This window comes from Streptomyces cucumeris (assembly GCF_024295805.1).
Taxonomy (GTDB): Bacteria; Actinomycetota; Actinomycetes; order Streptomycetales; family Streptomycetaceae; genus Streptomyces; species Streptomyces cucumeris.
Window position 1 is genome coordinate 1 of record NZ_JANCLX010000085.1, and the last position, 1622, is coordinate 1622.

The 1622-nt window shown below is 71.3% G+C and carries 1 protein-coding gene; it reads right to left on the reverse strand.

The genetic code is table 11. The annotated features are described in order from the left end of the window. Positions 1–1622, reverse strand: a 1622-nt coding sequence (gene ptsP, locus NMK44_RS41825) for a phosphoenolpyruvate--protein phosphotransferase (RefSeq protein ID WP_254753389.1), incomplete at both ends; no start/stop codon positions are given.

The following is a 1622-nucleotide window of genomic DNA, read 5'->3' on the forward strand; positions in this document are numbered from 1 at the left end:
TCGGCGGTGTCGGCTGCTCGTGCTGCTGCGGCGGCTCGTTCGCATTGGGCGAGGGTGTGTTTGGCGAGGGTGGTGCGGACGTAGGGGATGGCGGTGGCGGTCATGGAGAGGCTGGTTGCGCCGAGGCCGGTGAGGACGCAGGCGAGGAGGGGGTCGGAGGCGGCTTCGCCGCAGACTCCGCAGCTTTTGCCTTCGGCGCGGGCGGCGTCGGCTGAGGTGGCGATGAGGTCGAGGAGTGCGGGTTGCCAGGGGTCCTGGAGGCGTGCGAGGGCGCCGGTCTGGCGGTCGGCGGCGAAGGTGTACTGGGCGAGGTCGTTGGTGCCCAGGGAGAGGAATTCGACTTCCTGGAGGATGGAGCGGGCGCGGAGGGCGGCGGAGGGGATTTCGATCATGGCGCCGTATTTGGCGCGGAGTCCTGCGGTGTGGCAGGCGTCGGCGAAGGCTTTGGCGTCGGTGCGGTCGGCGACCATGGGGGCCATGACGTCGAGGTAGACGGGGAGTCCTTCGGCGGCGGTGGCCAGTGCGGTGAGTTGGGTGTGGAGGATGTGGGGGTGGTCCAGGAGGGTGCGCAGGCCGCGGATGCCCAGGGCGGGGTTGGGTTCGTCGGCGGGGGTGAGGAAGTCCAGGGGTTTGTCGGCTCCGGCGTCCAGGACGCGGACGACGACGCGGCCTTCGGGGAAGGCCTGGAGGACCTGGCGGTAGGCGTCGGTCTGTTTCTCGAGTGTGGGGGCTTGGGTGTGGTCGTCGAGGAAGAGGAATTCGGTGCGGAACAGGCCCACGCCCTCGGCGCCTGCTTCGAGTGCGGCGGGGACGTCGGCGGGGCCGCCGATGTTGGCCAGCAGCGGCACCTTGTGCCCGTCCGACGTCGCACCCGGACCCGAGGAGGCAGCCAGCGCCGCCCTGCGCTCCTCGGCCGCCCGGGTCAGCTCGGCCCGCTTCTCCTCGTTCGGCGCCACGAAGATCTCACCGGTGCTGCCGTCCACGGCGATCACGGTGCCCTCGACCAGCTCCCCGGCTCCCGGCAGGGCCACCACGGCGGGGACGCCCAGGGCGCGGGCGAGGATCGCGCTGTGGCTGGTGGGCCCGCCCTCCTCGGTCACGAACCCCAGGACGAGGGTGGGGTCGAGCAACGCGGTGTCCGCCGGCGCCAGATCACGCGCGATCAGCACATACGGCTCATCACTGTCCGGCACCCCCGGCATCGGCACACCCAGCAACCGCGCCACGATCCGGTTACGCACATCATCGAGATCGGCGACCCGCCCCGCCAGATACTCACCCGCCCCCGCAAGCAACGCCCGATACGCCGCGAACGCGTCATAGACCGCACGCTCCGCCGTACTGCCCACCGCGATCCGACGCTCCACATCCGCCATCAACTCCGGATCCTGCGCCATCATCGCCTGCGCCTCGAGCACCGCCTGCGCCTCACCACCCGCAAGATTCCCGCGCGCGATCAGATCAGCCGACACCGCCTCCACCGCCTGACGGGCACGCCCCTGCTCCCGCGGCGCATCATCCGCCGGAATCTGCCGGGCCGGCGGCTCCAGCACCGCCGTCCCCATATGCCGCACCTGGCCGATCGCCACACCGTGGCTCACACCCACGCCCCGCAACGTTGT